Origin of the sequence: Pseudonocardia halophobica (genome assembly GCF_050948485.1) — a bacterium.
Taxonomy (GTDB): domain Bacteria; phylum Actinomycetota; class Actinomycetes; order Mycobacteriales; family Pseudonocardiaceae; genus Pseudonocardia; species Pseudonocardia halophobica.
In genome coordinates this window covers 4,269,203-4,288,149 of sequence record NZ_CP192046.1, presented here as the reverse complement: position 1 = coordinate 4,288,149, position 18,947 = coordinate 4,269,203, and the positions used below count along the sequence as shown (strand labels likewise).

The following is an 18,947-nucleotide window of genomic DNA, read 5'->3' as shown; positions in this document are numbered from 1 at the left end:
CCTCCGGTCCCGGCCGCCGCTTCCGCCGCCTCGGTCCTGTGGTGAGTGCGACCGAGCCGGTGCCGGTCGCCGACCTCTACGAGACCCTCGCCTCCTGGCTGCACACCCTCGGCGAGCTCGGGTCCGAGGTCGACCGGTTCACCGAGCTCGCGGACTTCCTCGACCACGTTGCAGCCACCGCGGTGACCATGCTCGGCTACGACCACGCCATGGTGCTGACCATGGACGACCGCGGCTCGATGCGCGCGGCGGGGTCGCACGCGCTGAGCCCCGACTACGTCCGCAACGTCTGGATTCCGCCACCGCGTGCGGGGACCCACCCCTGGACACCCGTCCGCGAGGCCTACCGGACGGGGGCACCATCGGTGGTGGCGGACGTCGAGCGGGAGCCGCGGCTCCACTACTTCCACGCGGTCTTCCGCCGTGAGGGCGTCCGGTCCTACGGCTGTTTCCCGCTCCGCTCGCGGGACGGCTGTCTCGGCGTGCTGACCGTCTACCTACGACGGGTCCACGAGTTCACGCCGCTGGAGACGACGGTGATGAGCGCCCTCGCGGGGTTTGCCGCATCCGCCGTGCGGGCCGCGACGCTGCGGCAGGAGAGGGACGCCCGGTTCGCCGAGCAGCAGGCCCTGCTGCGCTACCGCGAACGTGCCGCGGACATCCACGACACGCTGATGGGCGTCGTTCTTGCACGACGTGGCCTGTCCGGCGTGGTGGATGCACTCGCCCGGCTCCTCGAGGGCACTGTCGTCATCGGAGACCCAGCTGGGCGGGTCCTGGCGGTGGGCGACCGCCTCGACCGCCCGGCGGCGGTCCGCGATCTCGTGCGGGCGGTCTCAGCGACCGGAGCGGGCGCCGCACCGCCGGCCGGGGTGCAGCACGCGCCGGTGGCAGTGGAGGGGACGGAGGTCGGGCGCGTGTGGGCCGACGTTCCGCAGCACCTGGATCCCACGTTGGTCCGCCAGGCACTGGAGCATGGAGCTGTGGCGGTTGCCGTGCACATGCTGGGCGAGCGGGTCCAGCTGCAGAGCCGGCAGCGGGCGGACGCGGCGCTGCTCGGTGAGCTTGTCGCGGTACGCCCAGGCAGTGCTGTCGACGAGGTGCTCGACCGCGCCGACCGCCTCGGCTACCGCCTACGGGGACGGCTCGAAGTCCTGGTCGTCGGGACGGCGGGCCGGCTCGAACCCGAGGAGCAGGCGGCGCTGGTCCCCGCACTTCGGTCCCGAGTGGACGAGCTCGTCACGGGAGCGCTGGTTGCGGCGCACCAAGGGCGAATTGCCGCGCTCGTTCCGGAGACCGCTGAGCGGGTCGAGGACGGCCCCGCCCTGGTCGCCCAGGAACTCGCGAAGACGGCAGTCCGGTCCGCGCTCGACGGAGTTCGGGTGGTGGTCGCCGGAGCGTGCACGGACCTGGTGGAGCTCGACGAGCTGCTGGAGTTCGGGGATCGGATCGCGGCCTTGGCGGGTCGGGACCGCCGCACCGGACCGACCGTCGTCGACGGGCGCCGGTTCGGCATCTACCGAATTCTGTTGGCTTCGGCCTCTCCTGACCGGCTCTCCCGGCTGCGGGACGAGTTCCTCGGCCCCCTACTGGCCTACGACGCCGAGCATCGCACCGACCTGGTCGCGACCGTCGAGTGTTTCCTGCGGCACGGCATGCGAACGAAGGACACCGCCAGGGAGCTGGTCGTCCACGTGAACTCGCTGGCCTACCGGCTTCGTCGGGCGGAGGAGATCCTCGGCTTCGACGTCCGGGGTGCGGAGACCCTCGCACAGTTGCAGTTCGCGCTCCAGCTCGACGCGCTACTGCGGTCGGGTCCTGACTGAGCGAGGTCAGGCGCGCGCCAGGATCTCGCCGTGGGGGACGAGGAACCAGCCGTCGTCGTTTGCCGCCCAGGCCCGCCAGCCCTTGGACATGTCCTCCAGGTCGGCCCGGGTGGCGAGGCCGCGCTCCACCGCCTGTGTGGCGATCGACGACGACACGATCCGCTCCGCCCACAGCCCGCCCCACCAGGCACGGGTCTCCGGTGTGGCGTAGCACCACACCGAGGCGGACGGGGTGAGCTCGGTGAACCCGGCGGCCCGGGCCCAGGCGAGGAGGCGACGGCCGGCGTCGGGCTCGGCGTCGTTGCCGTGCGCCACGGCGCGGTAGAGGGCGAGCCAGGCGTCGAGCCGGTCGTCGTGGGGGAACCACGTGAAGGCCGCGTAGTCCGCGTCCCGGGCGGCGACGACCCCGCCGGGCCGCGCGACCCGGCGCATCTCGCGCAGCGCGGCGACCGGGTCGGAGAGGTGCTGCAGGACCTGGTGCGCGTGGACCACGTCGTAGGACTCGTCGGGATCGGCGAGGCCGTAGACGTCGTCGACGGCGAACTCGACGGCTCCGCCGAGCGCGCGGGCCTCGACCAGCGGATCCTCGACGACGTCGATCCCGCGGACCCGGCCCGGCGCGACGCGGGCCGCCAGGTCGTGGGTGATGGTGCCGGGGCCGCAGCCGACGTCGAGCAGGTCCAGCCCGGCGCGGAGCAGCGGCGCGAGGTAGGCGGCCGAGTTCTCGACGGTCCGGTTGCGGTGCGAGCGCAGGACCGAGTCGTGGTGGCCGTGGGTGTAGGTGTCGCTCACTCAGCGGACCCTACGGATCCTGATCGGTCCGCGGGCCGTGTCCGGGTCGACGACCTCGCCCTTCTGCGTGATCTCCACCTTCCCGGCCGCGACGAGGCGGCGGGCCGCGGCGCGGACCTCGTCCATCCGGTCCCGCCAGCCGTCCGGATCGACGGCGCGGGCGGCGTCCGACGGGCAGATCGTGCCGGTGCGGGGGGCCAGGAGATCGAGGATCGCCCGCTCGGCGGCGTCGGTCACGGGGCCGAGCATCGCACGAACGGCCCGTTCGTGCGGTAGGTCCGCACGAACGGGCCGTTCGTGCAACGGGAACTCAGGAGCGGGCGAGGACGGCCTCGTCGAGGGCGGTACGCATGGCCTCGACCGGGCCGGGGCGGCCGGTCATCAGCTCGACCTGCGCGACCGCCTGGTGCAGCAGCATGTCCAGCCCGCTGGCGACCCGGCAGCCCGCGGCCGCCGCACCGGCACCGAGGGCGGTCGGCCAGGGCGCGTAGATCACGTCGAGAACCACGGTGGTGGGGTTCCAGCGGAGGCCGCCGAACTCGTCGGCGGCACCGGCGGGCAGGGTCGACACGACGACGTCGGCCTCGGTCAGCAGTCCCGACGCGGCGGCGAGGTCGGTGCCGGCCCCGCCCAGCAGGGCGCGGACCTCGGGCTGGACCTCGAGGCGTTCGGCGGCGGCCGTCAGCTCACCGGCGCGGCCGGCGTCGCGGACCAGGACGACCGGGTCCTTCGTGCCCAGTTCGCGCAGCGCCGCGAGCGCGGCCTGCGCCGTGCCACCCGCGCCCAGCACGACGGCCCGCTCGACCGCCGAGACACCCGCCGCCTGCAGCGCGCGGACGATCCCGGCCACGTCGGTGTTGTCCGCCAGCCGCCCCTCGGGGCGCAGGACCAGGGTGTTCGCGGCACCGGTGGCGGCGGCGAGCGGGCTGACCCGGTCGGCGACCTCCAGGGCGACGCGCTTGAGCGGCATGGTCAGGGAGAGCCCGGCCCAGGTGCCGTCGAGCCCGTCGACGAACGCCGGGAGCCCGGCCTCGTCGACCTCGTGCGCGGTGTAGGACCAGCCGGCGAGGCCGAGCGCGTCGTAGGCCGCGCGGTGCAGCACCGGGGACAGCGAGTGGCGGATGGGGGAGCCGAGCACCGCGGCCCGTCGTTCGCCGGTCACCGGGTCAGTATGGTCCAGCGCCCTCCTAGCGGCGGAACGCCTCCAGCGTGACGTGCTCGTCGGCGGCGAACCGGGCCGCCGCCTGCTCGATGCCCGCCATGGTCGCGACGGACTGGGCGCAGCCGAAGCCGTACTTCTGCCGGACGCGCTGGTCGGCGATCCGCATGCAGGTCCGGCTGGTGTCGACGAAGTCGCCCACCGGGTACGTGTGACCTGCGTGGAAGTACTCCTCGACGATCAGCGACGGGGAGTAGAAGGACTGTGTGGAGCCGTCCGGCCAGCGGACGTCGAAGAGCACCTCGGGCACGGCTCGACGGTAGGTGGGCCGTGTTTCGCGGGTGTTGCGCCGCGCCGTCTACCTCATCGTGACGAAACGGCCGCGTTGGTGCTAATGGCCCCACCGCGGTCGCGATGGGCAGGGTGTCCGGCACCGCTCCCGAGGGGACCCCGATGACCACCACCCAGCCCGAGCGCACGGCCCCGAGGGCCGGCGTCCTGCCCGACGAGGTCGTGCGGGGCGAGGTGGCCGAGGACCCGACGATCGCGATCCCCGTGGTGCCGCGGCAGTACGCGCCGGTCCCGGCGCCCCACCCGCGGCCGATCGCCGACCCGTACGGCCCGCCCGCCGGCCTCGGGCCCGTGGCACCGCCGCCGGGCTACGGCTCCCTGCCCTACGGCGGGCCGATGTTCGAAATTCCCGGTGCCCCCGCTCCTGTGCGCTCCCGCAAGGGCGTGTTCGTCGGCGGGATCGCGGCCGGGTTCGCCGCGCTCGGCCTGGTGATCGGGATCGGGGCGGTGGCGTCCGCGGCCTCGTCGATGGACGTCACCGGCACCTTCCGACTGGTCGACGACGGCTACTACGGCTACGGCGGCTTCAGCTCCGGCTCCGTGTGCAGCGGAGACGGGGGCTACTCCGACATCCACGCCGGCACCGGCGTGACGATCGCGAACGCCGCGGGCGCCGTGATCGCCACCGGCTCGCTGTCGTCCGGCCGTGTGAGCAGCTCGACCACCTGCGACTTCACCTTCACCGTGGCCGACGTCCCGGCCGGCGAGGACTTCTACAGGTCGAGGTCTCGCACCGCGGCACGCTGACCTGCACCGCCGACGAGCTGCGCGCGGGACTCGGCCTCTCCCTCGGCGACTGACCGCCCCTGCGAGACTCCCGCCCGTGACCGGGACGCTGCTGGTGCTGGGTGGGCGGAGCGAGATCGGGGTCGCGGTGGCGCGGCGGCTGGCGGGGCGCGAGGCGTCGACCGTGGTCCTCGCCGCGCGCCGCAGCAGCGACCTCGACGCTGAGGAGAAGGTGGTCCGGGAGCAGGGGGCCCAGGTCGAGCGCGTCGAGTTCGACGCCGACGACCTCACCGCCCACCGCCCCCTGCTCGACGACGTGGTGGCGCGCCACGGCTCCGTCGACACCGCCGTCGTCGCCTTCGGGCTGCTCGGCGACCAGACCCGCGCCGAGGCCGACCCGGCGCACGCGGTGCAGATCGTGCACACCGACTACGTGGCGCACGTGCAGGTCCTCACCGAGCTGGCGCAGATCATGCGGGCGCGGGGGAGCGGCACGATCGTCGTGTTCTCGTCCGTGGCGGGGGCTCGCGTCCGGCGCGCGAACTACGTCTACGGCAGCGCGAAGGCCGGACTCGACGGGTTCGCCTCCGGCCTCGCCGACGCGCTGCACGGGTCGGGGGTCCGCCTCGTCCTGGTGCGGCCGGGCTTCGTGATCGGGCGGATGACCGAGGGCATGCGACCGGCCCCCTTCTCCAGCACCCCGGACCAGGTCGCCGACGCCACGGTCGCCGCGCTGCGCGCCGGGCGGGACGAGGTGTGGGTGCCCCGGGTGCTGCGGCCGATCTTCGCCCTGCTCCGGCACGCGCCTCGCGCGCTCTGGCGCCGCATGCCCCGCTGAGACCGGGCCCCGGTTCGTCGGCCCTGCCCCCTCCGACAGGGCCTGGTGATCTCTGCTTGCCGTCGGCCGGAACGAGCGGTCAACGCCCGGCGACGGGCTGAGCTGCCTCGGCGCCCAGAGGTTGAACGAGTGTTCAGCATGGTGCACGGTGAGGTGGGCGCCGCGGGGCGGTGCCGGACAGCGAGGTCGGAGGAGAGCGGTATGCGCACAGCCACCCGTGGCGCCGTGGTTCGCCAGGCGCCGGGCAAGTACGAGGTCGTCGAGCTCGAGGTCGACGACCCGAGGGACAACGAGATCCAGGTGAAGATGGTCGCCTCGGGGATGTGCCACTCCGACGACCACATCGCCACCGGGGACTGCCCGGTGGGCACCTACCCCATGGCGGGCGGTCACGAGGGTGCCGGGATCGTCACGAAGGCCGGTCGCAACCAGAAGGGCATCCAGGAGGGCGACCACGTCGTCTTCTCGTTCCTGCCCTCGTGCGGGCACTGCCGGTACTGCGCCAACGGCATGCAGAACCTCTGCGACCTCGGCGCCGGCATCCTCGCCGGGCCGCGCTGGACGGATCCCTCCAGCTACGTCCTGCAGATGCCCGACGGCACGCCGGTCGGGCAGATGGCGGGCATCTCGACCTTCGTCGAGCTGACCACGGTGTCCGTCGACTCCGCCGTCAAGATCGACGACGACATCCCGCTGGACAAGGCCTGTCTCACCGGGTGCGGGGTGGGCACGGGCTGGGGCTCGGCCGTCAACGCCGCGAACGTGCAGCCGGGGGACACCGTCGTCGTGATGGGCATCGGCGGAATCGGGATCAACGCGGTGCAGGGCGCCCGGCACGCCGGGGCGTCGAACATCATCGCGGTGGACCCGGTGGCCTTCAAGCGCGAGAAGGCGCAGGAGCTGGGTGCCACGCACGCGGTCGACTCGATGGAGGAGGCGGGCGAGCTCGCCCGGCAGTTCACCAACGGCCAGGGCGCGGACTCGGCGATCGTGACGGTCGGCGTGACCACGGGCGAGCACGTCGCCCAGGCGTTCGCCACGACCCGGAAGGCGGGGACGACGGTCGTCACGGGGCTGGGCGACTTCTCCGAGGTCGGGCTGCCGATCGCGATCTCCGAGCTGACCCTGTTCCAGAAGCGGCTGCAGGGGGCGCTGTTCGGCAACTCCAACCCGAACTACGACATCCACCGGCAGCTGGAGCTGTACAAGGCCGGCGTCCTCAAGCTCGACGAGCTGGTCACCCGGACCTATACCCTGGACCAGGTCGCCGAGGGGTACCAGGACATGCACGACGGCAAGAACATCCGGGGCGTCATCCTGTACTGATTCCCGTACCGAGCTGCGGGGCCGGGTGGTCGACGTTCTTCATCGACGTGACGCCGGACCACCCGGCTCTTCCCCTTTGGTGACCCCGGTCATAGGGTCGGGTGCGCATCTCCCCATGTGACGACGGTGTCCCAGGAGGAACACGAAGTGCAGACCCGCGGAGCAGTGATTCGGCAGGCGCCGGGCAAGTACGAGGTCGTGGACCTCGAGGTCGACGACCCCCAGAACGGCGAGATCCAGGTCCAGATGGTCGCGTCCGGCATGTGCCACTCCGACGACCACGTGGCCACCGGCGACATCCCGGTCGGCGTCTACCCGTTCGCCGGCGGGCACGAGGGCGCCGGCATCGTGACCAAGGTCGGCCCGGGAACGCGGGGCTACAAGGAGGGCGACCACGTCGTCTTCTCGTTCCTGCCCGGCTGCGGCCGCTGCCGCTGGTGCGCAACCGGCCAGCAGAACCTGTGCGACCTCGGCTCGACCCTGCTGCAGGGGTCGCGCTGGGACGACCCGGAGAGCTTCCGGCTCCACCTCGACAACGGCCAGCCCGTCGGCCAGATGTGCGGCATCTCGACCTTCTGCGAGACCACCACGGTCGCGATCGACTCGGCCGTCGTGGTGCCGGACGACATCCCGCTCGACAAGGCCTGCCTGGTCGGCTGCGGCGTCGGCACCGGGTGGGGCTCGGCGGTGAACTCCGCGGAGGTCAAGCCCGGCGACACCGTGATCGTGATGGGCATCGGCGGCATCGGCATCAACGCCGTGCAGGGCGCCCGGCACGCCGGCGCGTCGAACATCATCGCGGTGGACCCGGTGGCGTTCAAGCGGGAGAAGGCGCAGGAGCTGGGCGCCACGCACGCGGTCGACTCGATGGAGGAGGCCACCGAGCTCGCCAAGCAGTTCACCAACGGGCAGGGCGCCGACTCGGCGATCGTGACCGTCGGCGTGACCAAGCCCGAGCACGTCGGGCAGGCCTTCGCCGCGATCCGCAAGGCCGGCACGGCGGTCGTGACGGGCCTGGGCGACATCTCGGAGGTCGGCGTGCCGATCGCCATCTCCGAGCTGACCCTGTTCCAGAAGCGCCTGCAGGGCGCCCTGTTCGGTGCCTCGGCGCCGAGCTTCGGCATCCTGCGCCAGCTGGAGATGTACCAGCAGGGGCACCTCAAGCTCGACGAGCTGATCACCAAGACCTACTCGCTCGACGAGATCCAGCAGGGCTACCAGGACATGCACGACGGCAAGAACATCCGCGGCGTCATCATCTACTAGGACGACCTAGCCGCTGCGGGCCTCCAGCCGTTCCCGCACCTCCCCGGGCAGCAGCTCGCGCAGCTGCTCGGGGAGGAGGGGGAGGTCCAGCAGGCTCAGCTTGACCCGGCTGCGCTGGGCGTGGACGTCCGGATCCAGCCGGACCACCCGCCCGGCCGCGGCCTGCACGGAGATCTCCACCCGGTCCCCGGGCCCGACCTCGCCGTGCCCGATCCCGTCCGCCTCCAGGGCGAGCGCCCCGCACCGCGGGTTGAGCTCCAGCTGCAGGGTGTCCGCCTCGGACAGCACCAGCGGCCGGGAGATCCCCGACATCGGCGCCGAGGGCGTGACCACGATCCCGCCCACCGACGGCGACACCAGCGGCCCGCCCGCCGCGTAGCTGTACGCCGAGGAGCCGGCCGCCGTGGCGACGACCAGGGCGTCGCAGCGGTAGTAGCCGTACCGCAGGCCGCTCACGGCGAGGGTGGCGTCGACGGTCCCGCGCCCGGGGTGCCGGGCGAGGGCCAGGTCGTTGAACGCCACCGCCCGCCGCTCGCCCGCGCTGATCCGCAGGGCGCTGTGCGGCTCCTCCACGAAGTCCCCGTCGAGCAGCCGGGCCAGCGCCGAGTCGAGCTCCGACGGGTGCACCTCGACGAGGAAGCCCAGGTTGCCGAGGTGCACGCCGAGGACCGGGACCGGTTTGTCGGCGACCAGGCGCAGGGCGCCGAGCATGGTGCCGTCGCCGCCGAGGCTCACCACGCCGTCGGCCTCCGCGGCCAGCTCGTCCGAGCCGACCGGGACCGCGCCGGGGACCCGGCCCGCGTCGAGGGCGCGGACCAGCACCTCGACGCCGTGGGCGTTCGCCAGCCCGACGACGCGTTCGGCGACCTCCGTGACGTCGTTGCGCGGGTGCAGGACCAGGGCCACGCGGGCCACGCGGGGGGAGCCGTCCACGTGGCCCAGTCTGCCGGTCCGCGATCACCGGTGCACACTGCTCGGCTGTGCACGCCACCGACCTGCTCTCCGGCACCCCGCTGATCGACGGCCACAACGACCTGCCCTGGGCGCTGCGCACGCTCGGCGAGCCGGAGCCGGACCTGGCCCGGGGCGAGCCGCGGCTGCACACCGACCTGCCGCGGCTGCGCGCCGGGAAGGTGGGCGGGCAGTTCTGGTCGGTCTACGTGCCGTGCTCCTACACCGGCGACGCCGCCGTCCGGGCCGTCGTCGAGCAGGTCGAGCGGGTGTACCGGCTCGCCGACACCTACCCGGCCGACCTGCGCGTGGTCACGACGGCCGACGAGGTGGAGGCCGCCTTCGCCGACGGATGGATCGCCTCGCTGCTCGGCGCCGAGGGCGGGCACAGCATCGGCGGGTCGCTGCAGGTCCTGCGGGCGTTGCGCCGCTCGGGGGTCCGCTACCTGACCCTGACGCACAACCTGAACACCGAGTGGGCGGACTCCGCGACGGACCAGCCGGTGCACGGTGGGCTGTCGGACTTCGGCCACACCGTCGTCGCCGAGATGAACCGGATCGGCATGATCGTGGACCTCTCCCACGTCGCCGCCACGACCATGCGCGCGGCCCTTGCGACCACCACCGCGCCCGTGCTGTTCACGCACTCGTCGGCCCGCGCGGTCACCGACCACCCCCGCAACGTGCCCGACGACGTCCTGGAGTCGTTGCGTAACAACGACGGCGTCTGCATGGTGACCTTCGTCCCGCGGTTCGTCTCGCGCGCCGTCGCGGACTGGGACGCCCGGCTCGCGGACGCGATGGCCGCGGCCGGACAGGACCACCGGGACCTGCGGGCGCGGGAGGCCTTCGCCGCGGGCTGGGACGGCCCGCCGCCGCCCGGGGCCACGCTCGACGACGTCGTGGCCCACCTCGAGCACGTGCGCGAGGTCGCCGGGATCGACCACATCGGGATCGGCGGCGACTACGACGGCGTCGCCGAGCTGCCCGCCGGGCTGGAGGACGTGAGCGCCTACCCGCGGCTGTTCGACGCCCTGCTCGCCCGCGGCTGGAGCGCCGCGGACTGCGGGAAGCTGGCCGGCCGCAACGCCCTTCGGGTGCTCCGCGCGGTCGACGAGGCGGCCGACTGATCAACCACGCAGCGCGGGGCGGAGGTCCTCGGACGTGACGTCGTCCGTGCTGCCCGCCCGCTCGATCCGCGCGGCGAGGGCGAAGCCGTGGTCCTGCAGGCCGCGCAGGTCGAGGCCCGCCGGCGGGTCGCCGACCCAGCGGGCGATCCCGTCCGACGCGCGCTCGAGCAGCGAGACGGCCCCGCGGGCGTTGCCGCGCTGGGCGTGCGTGAGCCCGGCCCCGTACTGGGCGAGCGCCCGCCACAGGTCGCGGGTCTCGGGCCCGGACGACTTCCAGGCCGCCTCCAGGACCTCGTGCGCCTGGAAGGGCAGCCCCTCGTCGAGCAGCCGCTGGGCCTCGGTGACCGTCTCCTCGGGGGTCAGGTCGAGATCGTCGGGAATCTGCGGGACGCCCGGGGTGCCGTAGGGAAGGGGCCGCCCGGCGGCGTCCCGGGGGCGGGCGTTGCGGGCGCGGCCCGCCTCGTCTCGATCACGGACCCGTCGGACGCTCACGTGTCGGAACCCTGCCACACCGGCCGCCCGCCCTCACGTCCCGGCGTTCAGGTCTCGGCGTTCACGTCTCGAGGGGGCGCAGCTCCTGGTCGAACGCGTCGAGGAAGCCCTGCCACGAGGCGACCGGCGTGGCCGGGCGCACCACGAACTTGGTCAGCCCGGCGTCGACGTACTCGCGGATCCGGTCGCGCGCCTCGGCCCAGCCGTGCGCCACGATCTTCTGCGGGTCCACGTCGGGCCGCCGGTCCAGCGATGCCGCGAGGGCCGCCTCGACCTGCCCGACGGTCGCCTCGGGCGGGACCACGGCGAGGTTGGTCCCGTAGTGGTCCTCCTCGATCTCCCGGCCCGCGGCCGCGGCGGCGCGCTCGATCGTCTCCCGGCACCCGGCGGCCTCGGCGGGGGTGACGAAGCTCCCCAGCCAGCCGTCGGCGAGCCGGCCGATCCGCTCGAGGCCGACGGGCGCGCGCCCCCCGAGCCAGAGGTCGAGGCGGCCGGGCGGACGGGGACCGATCGTCGCGTCGTCCAGGTCGAAGAACTCGCCGTGGTGCGTGACGCGCTCCTCGGCCAGCAGTCGCCGGACCACGACCAGCGCCTCCTCGAACACCGCGGCGCGCTTCCCGTCGGGCACGGGGTAGAGCTGGCGCTCCGGTGCCCGGGCGGGGCGCACGCCGAAGGCGGGCAGGATCCGCTTGGGCGCCAACGCTGCCAGGGACGCGAGCTGCGCCGCGACGAGCGCGGGGTTGCGGCCGGGCAGCACGAGCACGCCCGTGCCGACCTTGAGCGAGCGCGTGCGGCCGACCGCGAAGGCCATGCCCGTCAGCGCGTCGACGGAGTCCGTGCCGACCAGGTCGGGCAGCCAGAGCGAGTCGATCCCGCGGGCCTCCAGCTCGTCCACCAGCTCCGCGAAGCCGCCGTCCCCGGTCGCCGGCGTGGGGAGCGACCCGATCCCGATCCTGACCTTCACCCGGACGACGCTAGGTCGCGCCCGGGGCGGTGTCGACCGACCGTCGGGCGGGGATCGTCACGTCCCGTTCGGGCGGGTGGCCTCCGTGGCGGGGGCGGTCTCCGTGGCCGGGGCCGTCGCCGCGGGCGCCGCAGGTGCCGTCGGCCCCGCGGGTGCGGTCGGTGCGGCCGGGGCGGGCACGGTGTCCTCCGCCCGCAGCTCGGCCTTGAGGATGCGGGCGGAACGGCCGAGTCCGCGGGCCGCCTCGGGCAGCTTGCGGGCCCCGAACAGCAGCACGAACACCCCGATGACGACCAGCCAGTGCCAGACGCTCAGCTCACCCATCGTCGTCCCTCCGCCCTCGTGCGACCCGTCCAGTGTGCGCCTCCGCGGAATCGCACTCCAGAGCCGGGTGCGCAATTCTCCGGCGTCCGCGGGAATTGCGTACGAATTGCCGATGATCGTCCGGAAGGGGCGTTTCGGGATGATCCTGGGCTCACCGGCGGTTGACGGTCCCTGCTGGTAGACAGTGCACCCGTGGGTCTCGCGTGGGGTGTGCGACGGCTGGCGGTGCTGGTCGTCGTGGCCGGTGTCCTGGTCGCCGGAATGTTGTTCCCGTTCGCCGGCGGAATCGGGCTCCTGGCGGGCGCGGTGAGCGATTCCGCGGTGGGCACGAACGCGGATCTGAAGGCGGGCGTGCTGCCCGCGGTGACCACGGTCGAGGACGCCACGGGCCGGACCGTCGCGTCGCTCTACGACCAGTACCGCGTCCCGGTCGAGAGCGATCGGATCTCGCAGGCGATGAAGGCGTCGATCGTCGCGATCGAGGACCGCCGCTTCTACGAGCACGGCGGGTTCGACCCGATCGGCGCCGCCCGCGCGCTCGTCAACAACTCGAACGGCGGAGCCACACAGGGCGCGTCGACGCTCACCGAGCAGTACGTGAAGAACTACGACCTCTACGTCGCCGCGCGGACGGACGCCGAGCGGCAGGCCGCGGTGGCGCCCAGCTACGCGCGCAAGCTCAAGGAGGCCGAGCTGGCGGTCAGCCTCGACCACGAGCTGTCGAAGGACGAGATCCTCACCCGCTACCTCAACCTCGTGTACTTCGGGCACGGCGCCTACGGGGTGCAGGCCGCGGCGCAGGCGTACTTCGGGGTCGACGCCGCCGCGCTGACCGTCCCGCAGGCCGCGCTGCTGGCCGGGATGGTGCAGAGCCCGGCCGAGTACGACCCCGTCACGCACCCGGACGGCGCCACCGGACGGCGCAACGTCGTGATCGAGGCGCTGCGCCAGCAGGGGTCGATCAGCCAGGAGCAGGCCTCGGAGGCGGCGACCGCGCCGCTCGGCGTGGTGCCGGACCCGACGATCCCGGCCGAGGGGTGCATCGGCGCGGGCGACGCCGGCTACTTCTGCGACTACGTGCTCGCCTACCTCAAGCAGTCCGGCTTCCCCACCGACGACCTGTCGGGCGGCGGGTACACCATCCGGACCAGCCTGGATCCCGACGCGCTGGCCAAGACCAAGGCGGCGGTCGACGGGCAGGTGCCGCCGACCCAGCCGCACGTCGCCGACGTCATGGCCGTGGTCCGCCCCGGCACGGACGCGCACCAGGTCGTCGCGATGGCGGCCAACCGCACCTTCGGCAACAAGCAGGGCGAGTCGAGCTACGGGCTGCCTTACGAGCCGGAGAACATGGGGGCGGGGTCGGTCTACAAGATCTTCACGGCGGCCGCGGCCATGGAGCAGCACCTGATCGGCATCGACACCGTGATCCCGGTGCCGCCCAGCGGGTACACGTCGCCGATCTACAGGAACGGGGCCGGGCGCCCGATCCCGGTGGGCAACGCCGGCAACTACCGCACGGCGCTGACCCTGCAGGACGCGCTCGCCGAGTCGCCCAACACGGCGTTCGTGAAGCTGGAGGAGAGCACCGGGATCCCGCCGGTGGTGGACATGGCGGTCCGGCTGGGGCTCACGTCGCTGGCCGAGACGCCGTACAGCGGGAAGCCGGGGACGGCGTCGATCGCGGACGTCATGAAGCAGCAGAACCAGGCGTCGTTCACCCTGGGCGTCACGCCGACCAGCGCGCTGGAGCTGGCGAACGTGCAGGCCACGCTCGCCGGCCACGGCACCTGGTGCCCGCCCTCGCCGCTGCAGTCGATCACGGACCGCACCGGTGCGTCGGTCCCGGTCACGCAGGCGGCCTGCCGCCAGGCGCTCGACCCGGCCATCGCCGACACACTCATGACGGGCCTGTCGAAGGACGACGCCGCGGGCGGCACCTCCGCGGCCGCCGCCAGGCAGATGGGGTGGAACCGGCCGATCGCGGCGAAGACCGGGACGACGCAGGAGTACAAGTCGGCGGCGTTCGTGGGCGCGACGCCGCAGCTCGCGGGCGCGGCGATCGTGTTCGACGACTCCAACTCGCCCAGGCCGATCTGCGACGGCAGCCCGCCGCGCACCTGCTCGGGCGGCAACATCTACGGCGGCAAGGCCCCCGCGCGCACCTTCTACCGCGCCTTCGGCGACATCCTCGCCGGCCAGCCGGTGGTCCCGCTCCCGCCCACCGACCCCCAATACCTCACCGGCACCATCCCGTCCGTCCAGGTCGTCGCGCCGCCCGCTCCGGATCAGGGCCGGGGCGAGACCGCCCCCACCGGCCGCCCCACCGACAACGGCAACCGCGGCGGCGACAACGGCGACAACGGCGGCGAGAACGGGGGCGGAGGGAACGGCGGCGACAACGGCGACTGACCCGCGAGTCGCGCCCTGCCCCCCGCGAGTCGCGCTCTCCGGCACCGCGGGTCGCGCTCTCCGGCACCGCGAGTCGCGCGTTCTCACACCGCGAGTCGCGCGTTCTGACACCGCGAGTCGGCAGTTCAGGGCGACGACTGGCGGGGGTGTCAGCGGGGGCCGAGGGTCGCCGTCAGGGCCTGGTCGAGGTCGGCCACCAGGTCCCGCGGATCCTCGAGCCCCACCGAGAAGCGCAGGTGACCCCAGCGCCGGAACTCCTCGGGGTAGGCGCCGGCGCGCTCGTCGTCGCCCGAGACGTGCACGACGAGCGACTCGTCGTGGCCGAGCGACACCGCCGACGTGATCACCCGCAGGTGCGCGACGAACCGGTTCTGCGTGTCCGCGTCGCCGCGGACCGCGAAGGCGAGCATCCCGCCGAAGCCGGTCATGGTGCGGGCGGCGAGCGCGTGCTGAGGGTGGTCGGGCAGGCCGGGATAGGCGACATAGGCCACCCGCGGGTCCGCGTGCAGGAACTCCGCGACCGCCTGCGCGCTCTCGCAGTGCTGGCGCATCCGCAACGGCAGGGTCACCGCCCCGCGCATGATCAACCAGGCGTTGAACGGGCTGATGGCGCCGCCGACGTTGACCATCGCGTCGGCGCGGATCCGGTCGGTGAGCGTGCGGTCGCCGATGACCGCACCGCCCATCGCGTCGCCGTGTCCGTTGAGGTACTTGGTCAGCGAGTGCACGACGAGATCGGCGCCGAGCGCGAGCGGGCGCTGCAGGACCGGCGTGGCGAAGGTCGCGTCGACGCTGAGCAGGGCACCCGCCTCGTGCGCGATCCGTGCGACGGCCTCGACGTCCGTGATCCGCGTCGTCGGGTTGGCCGGGGTCTCGACGTGCACGAGCCGGGTCTCCGGGCGGACCGCGGCCCGCACGGCCTCCGGGTCGGACGAGTCGACGAGCGTCGCGGTGATCCCGTACTTCTCCGGCAGCAGCTCGGTGAGCAGCCGGTACACCGCCACGTACGTGACGTCCGACGACACCACGTGGTCCCCGCTGCGCAGGAACGTGAAGAACACCGCGTGCAGGGCCGCGACCCCGCTGGCCAGGGCGACGGCGTCGACGTCACCGCGCTCGCCCGCGGTCTCGAGCAGCGCGAGCTTCTCCTCGAGCCAGCCCTGGTTGGCCCCGCCGTTGCGGGTGTAGAGGGGCGTGCCGAAGTCCGACCAGCTCAGCGCGGAGGGGTCGTCCGGCAGCGCGTACGAGTTGGCCATGACGACCGGGCGGCGGATGGCGCCGGTGCCGGGGTCCACGTCGTTGCCCGCGTGGACGCTGAGGGTCTGCAGATGGGGCCGTTCCACGGCGGCATTCTCGCCGCCGCGCACCCCGCTATCCGTTCGGGGACCAGCGCGGGTCGCGGCCGGCGTAGCCCAGCACCCGGTGGAAGACCGGGGCGCCCTCGCCGACGGGCACGGCCGGGCCGAACAGGCCGTCGACCGCCTCGCCCTGGGCGAACGACGAGCAGAACTCCAGGCACGCGGCCGCGCTCGCGGCATCGACCGAGAAGCGCTGGCGCGTGGCGCGGGCCAGGTCCCAGCCGTGCACCACGATCTCGTTGAGCGCCACGATGCCGTGCACCTGCGCCGGCAGCACGACGCCGCCCGCTTCGGTCTCGCCCTCCCACGCGGCGGGCTCGCGCCACGCGGTGACCAGGGCGGCCAGCCGGTCCGGCAGCTCGGTGCGCCAGTCGGGGTCGAGGTGCGCGGCCGACGGGACGGGCGCGCCGCCGCCCGCCGGGGTCTTGTGCGCGGCGTCGGTGAAGGCGGTCGTGAGCCCCATGAGGTGGTCGAGCAGGGTGGCCACGGTGAAGTCCGGGCACGGCGTCGGGTCCGCGAGCTGCTCGGCGCGGATCGCCGGGAGCAGCGCGGCGAGCCGGCGGGCGGCGGGCTCCAGGTCGAGGGTCGGGACGGTGCTGGCGGTCGCGGCGGTCACGGGTCCTCCTCGGTGGTCGGTCTGCTCGTACGACCGCGGCCGCGCCCGGAAGTCATCGGCGGGCGTGGAGTTCGACACCCGGTAGAAGTTTCGCGCGCGTGATGGGGCACCATGGACGGTGAACCGTCGATCCGGACAAACCAGACTGGGAGTGCGATGAGCACGAGCACCGACACCGCCGCCACGGGCACCGCCGTCACCGGTATCGGCCGGCTCTTCCGCGCGGTCGCCATCGCCGAGGCATGCTCGTGGGTGGGCCTGCTGATCGGCATGTTCTTCAAGTACGTGGTGGTGCAGAACGAGATCGGCGTGCAGATCTTCGGCCCGATCCACGGTGCCCTGTTCGTGCTCTACGTGGTCGTGACGCTGCTCGCCGCGCGCCGCCTCCGCTGGGACGCCGGCGCCCTGGTCCTCGCCCTGATCTCCAGCATCCCGCCGCTCATGACGGTGTGGTTCGAGCGCCGCGCCGCCCGTCAGGGCAAGCTCCAGGCTCACTGACCGTCCGATTGTGGTGCAGGAGCCGCTCCACAGCGGCTCCTGCACCACAACTCGTTCACGCCGCTGCGGACAGGGCGGCCTGGATCTCCCGCAGGACCGCGGCCGGGCGGTTGTGGAGGTCGTGCCAGGTGAAGCGGAGCGGGATCCAGCCGGCCGTGACCAGCGCGTTCTGCTTCCGGCGGTCCGCGCGGAACCGCTCGACGTCCTGGTGCCAGGCCCATCCGTCGACCTCGATGGCGATGCGGGCCCGGGGAAAGGCGAGGTCGACGGTCCAGGGCCCCACCCGCAGGCCGAGCGTCCAGCCACCAACCTCGGCGCTCGTCAGCAGGCCGATCAGGAGTCGCTCGGCCGCGGACTCGGCGCCGTCGGCCGCGGCGTCGAGGAGCAGCCGCACGGCGCGCCAGCCGCGCGCACCCCGATTGCGGTCGAAGCAGTCGACCAGCTCCTCGAACCGGACGTGCTTCTGCAGTGCCCGGTCCAGGAACACCGAGCCCTCGCAGAGGGTCGCCGCGGTCTCCAACACGGTGAGCGCCCTGCCGGTGAGCGGTAGCCCGCCGACCACGGCGACGTCGGCCGGGCCGAGGTCGCGCCGCCGGACGCGGATGCCGGTGGATGCCCGCGGATGACGGTTGCGCGGCACGGTGATCTCGACGATGGCGGGTGCGCGCAGCAGCATCCCGTGGCACCACGCCGCTGCCTCGCCCGACACCACGGCCCGGTCACCGGCCCACAACTGCGCGCCCCAGATCCGCGCGGCATCGGTGAGCCGGTGGCCGCCAACGAGGTAGACGGCAGGATGCAGCCGGGTCCACTCGCCGACCGCGGCACGCCGCTGCGGGACGTCCGGCGACAGCCCGCATGCCATGGCCTGGGTCAGCGAGACGACCCCGGCCTGGCGCTCGAGGACCCGACGTAGGTGCACCTCGGAAGCATCGTCGAGTGGGGCCGGTACGGTCGCGGGTGCGGCCGGATCCGGCGCCGGGAACCGCGCCCGTCCGGATCGTGGTGCAGGAGCCGCTTCCAAGCGGCTGATGCGCCGCAACCCGTCCCGCCCTGCCCCCTCGATGACGGGGGGAGAGGGGGTCGTGTACCCTGCGGAATGCGACCACCCCGTCGCGCGTTGAACCGCGCGTCAGGGCGATCAAGTGGAGCCCCGCTCCCACCCGTTCACCGTATGCAAGGTGTCCGGGTCCCGGTCGGCGGTCCGCGTCATCGCGGGCCGCTCTGATCGACGGGTCTTTGCTTGTCGTCGCGAGACATGACGGCACAACGAGGAGACCCCATCACCACAGAGACTCGCATCAACGACCGCATCCGCGTTCCCGAGGTCCGACTCGTCGGCCCGAACGGGGAGCAGGTCGGCATCGTGCGTATCGAGGACGCCCTGCGGCTGGCACAGGAGGCCGAGCTCGACCTCGTCGAGGTCGCGGCCCAGGCCCGCCCGCCCGTCTGCAAGCTCATGGACTACGGCAAGTTCAAGTACGAGAGCGCGCAGAAGGCCCGGGAGTCCCGGCGGAACCAGCAGCTCACGGTGATCAAGGAGCAGAAGCTCCGGCCGAAGATCGACACCCACGACTACGAGACCAAGAAGCGCAACGTCGTGCGCTTCCTCGAGGGTGGCAACAAGGTCAAGGTCACCATCATGTTCCGCGGTCGCGAGCAGAGCCGCCCCGAGCTGGGGTACCGGCTGCTGCAGCGGCTCGCCGAGGACGTGCAGGAGCTCGGTGTCGTCGAGGCCGCCCCCAAGCAGGACGGTCGCAACATGACGATGGTGATCGCTCCGACCAAGAAGCCGGTGAAGCGCTCGTCCTCGACGCCGGATGCGGCGCAGGCCGAGTCGACCTCCGAGCCGACCTCCGAGCCGACGCCCTGAGGCCCAGCCCGAAGTAGTACGCCCGGCACCCCTTGCCCCGAGGGG

20 protein-coding genes are annotated in these 18,947 nt (G+C 73.3%); 9 read left to right on the top strand and 11 right to left on the bottom strand.

The window, feature by feature from the left end; translation table 11 throughout:
- The first annotated feature begins 41 nt into the window (after nucleotides 1-41).
- On the top strand, nucleotides 42-1,826 hold the full coding sequence (locus ACQP04_RS20420) for a helix-turn-helix domain-containing protein (RefSeq protein WP_433502158.1): 1,785 nt from the start codon (nucleotides 42-44) through the stop codon (nucleotides 1,824-1,826).
- A 6-nt stretch (nucleotides 1,827-1,832) separates the two neighbouring features.
- Here ACQP04_RS20420 and ACQP04_RS20415 read toward each other — a convergent pair whose 3' ends face one another.
- The 4 genes from ACQP04_RS20415 to ACQP04_RS20400 all read right to left on the bottom strand — a co-directional run bounded on the left by ACQP04_RS20415 (nucleotide 1,833) and on the right by ACQP04_RS20400 (nucleotide 4,087).
- On the bottom strand, nucleotides 1,833-2,618 hold the full coding sequence (locus ACQP04_RS20415) for a methyltransferase domain-containing protein (protein ID WP_433502157.1): 786 nt from the start codon (nucleotides 2,616-2,618) through the stop codon (nucleotides 1,833-1,835).
- Nucleotides 2,619-2,855 (bottom strand): DUF3253 domain-containing protein, encoded by a 237-nt coding sequence (locus tag ACQP04_RS20410; RefSeq protein ID WP_433502156.1) that lies wholly within the window; start codon nucleotides 2,853-2,855, stop codon nucleotides 2,619-2,621.
- A gap of 73 nt (nucleotides 2,856-2,928) precedes the next feature.
- Nucleotides 2,929-3,780 carry a shikimate dehydrogenase gene (locus ACQP04_RS20405; RefSeq protein WP_433502155.1) on the bottom strand — a complete coding sequence of 284 codons (852 nt, stop codon included), beginning with the start codon at nucleotides 3,778-3,780 and terminating at the stop codon, nucleotides 2,929-2,931.
- Nucleotides 3,781-3,805: 25 nt separating this feature from the next.
- A complete protein-coding gene (locus ACQP04_RS20400; RefSeq protein WP_433502154.1) occupies nucleotides 3,806-4,087 on the bottom strand; it encodes an MSMEG_0570 family nitrogen starvation response protein in 282 nt (93 codons plus the stop codon).
- 143 nt (nucleotides 4,088-4,230) lie between these two features.
- Here ACQP04_RS20400 and ACQP04_RS20395 point away from each other — a divergent pair, with 143 nt between their 5' ends.
- The 4 genes from ACQP04_RS20395 (at nucleotide 4,231) to ACQP04_RS20380 (ending at nucleotide 8,284) form a co-directional block, all read left to right on the top strand.
- Complete coding sequence (locus ACQP04_RS20395; protein WP_433502153.1) at nucleotides 4,231-4,875, top strand: hypothetical protein; 645 nt, start codon at nucleotides 4,231-4,233, stop codon at nucleotides 4,873-4,875.
- Nucleotides 4,876-4,951: 76 nt separating this feature from the next.
- Nucleotides 4,952-5,692, top strand: coding sequence for an SDR family NAD(P)-dependent oxidoreductase (locus tag ACQP04_RS20390; RefSeq protein WP_433502152.1), 741 nt, complete (start codon nucleotides 4,952-4,954; stop codon nucleotides 5,690-5,692).
- A gap of 201 nt (nucleotides 5,693-5,893) precedes the next feature.
- On the top strand, nucleotides 5,894-7,018 hold the full coding sequence (locus tag ACQP04_RS20385) for an NDMA-dependent alcohol dehydrogenase (protein WP_433502151.1): 1,125 nt from the start codon (nucleotides 5,894-5,896) through the stop codon (nucleotides 7,016-7,018).
- A gap of 147 nt (nucleotides 7,019-7,165) precedes the next feature.
- Nucleotides 7,166-8,284, top strand: a complete 1,119-nt coding sequence (locus ACQP04_RS20380) for an NDMA-dependent alcohol dehydrogenase (protein ID WP_433502150.1) — start codon at nucleotides 7,166-7,168, stop codon at nucleotides 8,282-8,284.
- A gap of 6 nt (nucleotides 8,285-8,290) precedes the next feature.
- Here the strand turns inward: ACQP04_RS20380 and ACQP04_RS20375 are convergent, their stop codons facing one another.
- Nucleotides 8,291-9,217: an NAD(+)/NADH kinase gene (locus tag ACQP04_RS20375; protein ID WP_433502149.1), complete on the bottom strand. Its 927-nt coding sequence runs from the start codon at nucleotides 9,215-9,217 to the stop codon at nucleotides 8,291-8,293.
- A 47-nt stretch (nucleotides 9,218-9,264) separates the two neighbouring features.
- Here ACQP04_RS20375 and ACQP04_RS20370 point away from each other — a divergent pair, with 47 nt between their 5' ends.
- Nucleotides 9,265-10,365: a dipeptidase gene (locus ACQP04_RS20370; protein ID WP_433502148.1), complete on the top strand. Its 1,101-nt coding sequence runs from the start codon at nucleotides 9,265-9,267 to the stop codon at nucleotides 10,363-10,365.
- Here the strand turns inward: ACQP04_RS20370 and ACQP04_RS20365 are convergent, their stop codons facing one another.
- The 3 genes from ACQP04_RS20365 to tatA form a co-directional block, all read right to left on the bottom strand.
- Nucleotides 10,366-10,857, bottom strand: a complete 492-nt coding sequence (locus ACQP04_RS20365) for a DUF309 domain-containing protein (protein ID WP_433502147.1) — start codon at nucleotides 10,855-10,857, stop codon at nucleotides 10,366-10,368.
- Nucleotides 10,858-10,918: 61 nt separating this feature from the next.
- On the bottom strand, nucleotides 10,919-11,821 hold the full coding sequence (locus tag ACQP04_RS20360; RefSeq protein WP_433502146.1) for a TIGR03854 family LLM class F420-dependent oxidoreductase: 903 nt from the start codon (nucleotides 11,819-11,821) through the stop codon (nucleotides 10,919-10,921).
- 57 nt (nucleotides 11,822-11,878) lie between these two features.
- Nucleotides 11,879-12,145, bottom strand: coding sequence for a Sec-independent protein translocase subunit TatA (tatA, locus tag ACQP04_RS20355; protein WP_433502145.1), 267 nt, complete (start codon nucleotides 12,143-12,145; stop codon nucleotides 11,879-11,881).
- Between the two features lie 192 nt (nucleotides 12,146-12,337).
- Between tatA and ACQP04_RS20350 the strand changes: the two genes are divergently transcribed.
- Nucleotides 12,338-14,557 (top strand): transglycosylase domain-containing protein, encoded by a 2,220-nt coding sequence (locus ACQP04_RS20350; protein WP_433502144.1) that lies wholly within the window; start codon nucleotides 12,338-12,340, stop codon nucleotides 14,555-14,557.
- A 149-nt stretch (nucleotides 14,558-14,706) separates the two neighbouring features.
- Here the strand turns inward: ACQP04_RS20350 and ACQP04_RS20345 are convergent, their stop codons facing one another.
- Both ACQP04_RS20345 and ACQP04_RS20340 read right to left on the bottom strand, forming a co-directional pair.
- On the bottom strand, nucleotides 14,707-15,900 hold the full coding sequence (locus tag ACQP04_RS20345) for a trans-sulfuration enzyme family protein (protein ID WP_433502143.1): 1,194 nt from the start codon (nucleotides 15,898-15,900) through the stop codon (nucleotides 14,707-14,709).
- Between the two features lie 28 nt (nucleotides 15,901-15,928).
- Nucleotides 15,929-16,531 carry a TIGR03086 family metal-binding protein gene (locus ACQP04_RS20340; protein WP_433502142.1) on the bottom strand — a complete coding sequence of 201 codons (603 nt, stop codon included), beginning with the start codon at nucleotides 16,529-16,531 and terminating at the stop codon, nucleotides 15,929-15,931.
- A 156-nt stretch (nucleotides 16,532-16,687) separates the two neighbouring features.
- Here ACQP04_RS20340 and ACQP04_RS20335 point away from each other — a divergent pair, with 156 nt between their 5' ends.
- Nucleotides 16,688-17,029, top strand: coding sequence for a DUF3817 domain-containing protein (locus tag ACQP04_RS20335; protein ID WP_433502141.1), 342 nt, complete (start codon nucleotides 16,688-16,690; stop codon nucleotides 17,027-17,029).
- Nucleotides 17,030-17,084: 55 nt separating this feature from the next.
- Here the strand turns inward: ACQP04_RS20335 and ACQP04_RS20330 are convergent, their stop codons facing one another.
- Nucleotides 17,085-17,951: a DUF559 domain-containing protein gene (locus tag ACQP04_RS20330; protein WP_433502140.1), complete on the bottom strand. Its 867-nt coding sequence runs from the start codon at nucleotides 17,949-17,951 to the stop codon at nucleotides 17,085-17,087.
- Nucleotides 17,952-18,287: 336 nt separating this feature from the next.
- Between ACQP04_RS20330 and infC the strand changes: the two genes are divergently transcribed.
- The gene (infC, locus tag ACQP04_RS20325) at nucleotides 18,288-18,902 is read left to right on the top strand and encodes a translation initiation factor IF-3 (RefSeq protein WP_433502139.1); all 615 of its coding nucleotides are present in this window, start codon (nucleotides 18,288-18,290) and stop codon (nucleotides 18,900-18,902) included.
- The last annotated feature ends 45 nt before the right edge of the window (nucleotides 18,903-18,947 follow it).

Bases quoted from the DNA above. Each gene is read 5' to 3' on its own strand.
- ACQP04_RS20395 (WP_433502153.1), top strand. From the start codon at position 4,231: ATGACCACCACCCAGCCCGAGCGCACGGCCCCGAGGGCCGGCGTCCTG.
- ACQP04_RS20385 (WP_433502151.1), top strand. From the start codon at position 5,894: ATGCGCACAGCCACCCGTGGCGCCGTGGTTCGCCAGGCGCCGGGCAAG.
- tatA (WP_433502145.1), bottom strand. From the start codon at position 12,145: ATGGGTGAGCTGAGCGTCTGGCACTGGCTGGTCGTCATCGGGGTGTTC.
- ACQP04_RS20335 (WP_433502141.1), top strand. From the start codon at position 16,688: ATGAGCACGAGCACCGACACCGCCGCCACGGGCACCGCCGTCACCGGT.
- infC (WP_433502139.1), top strand. From the start codon at position 18,288: ATGACGGCACAACGAGGAGACCCCATCACCACAGAGACTCGCATCAAC.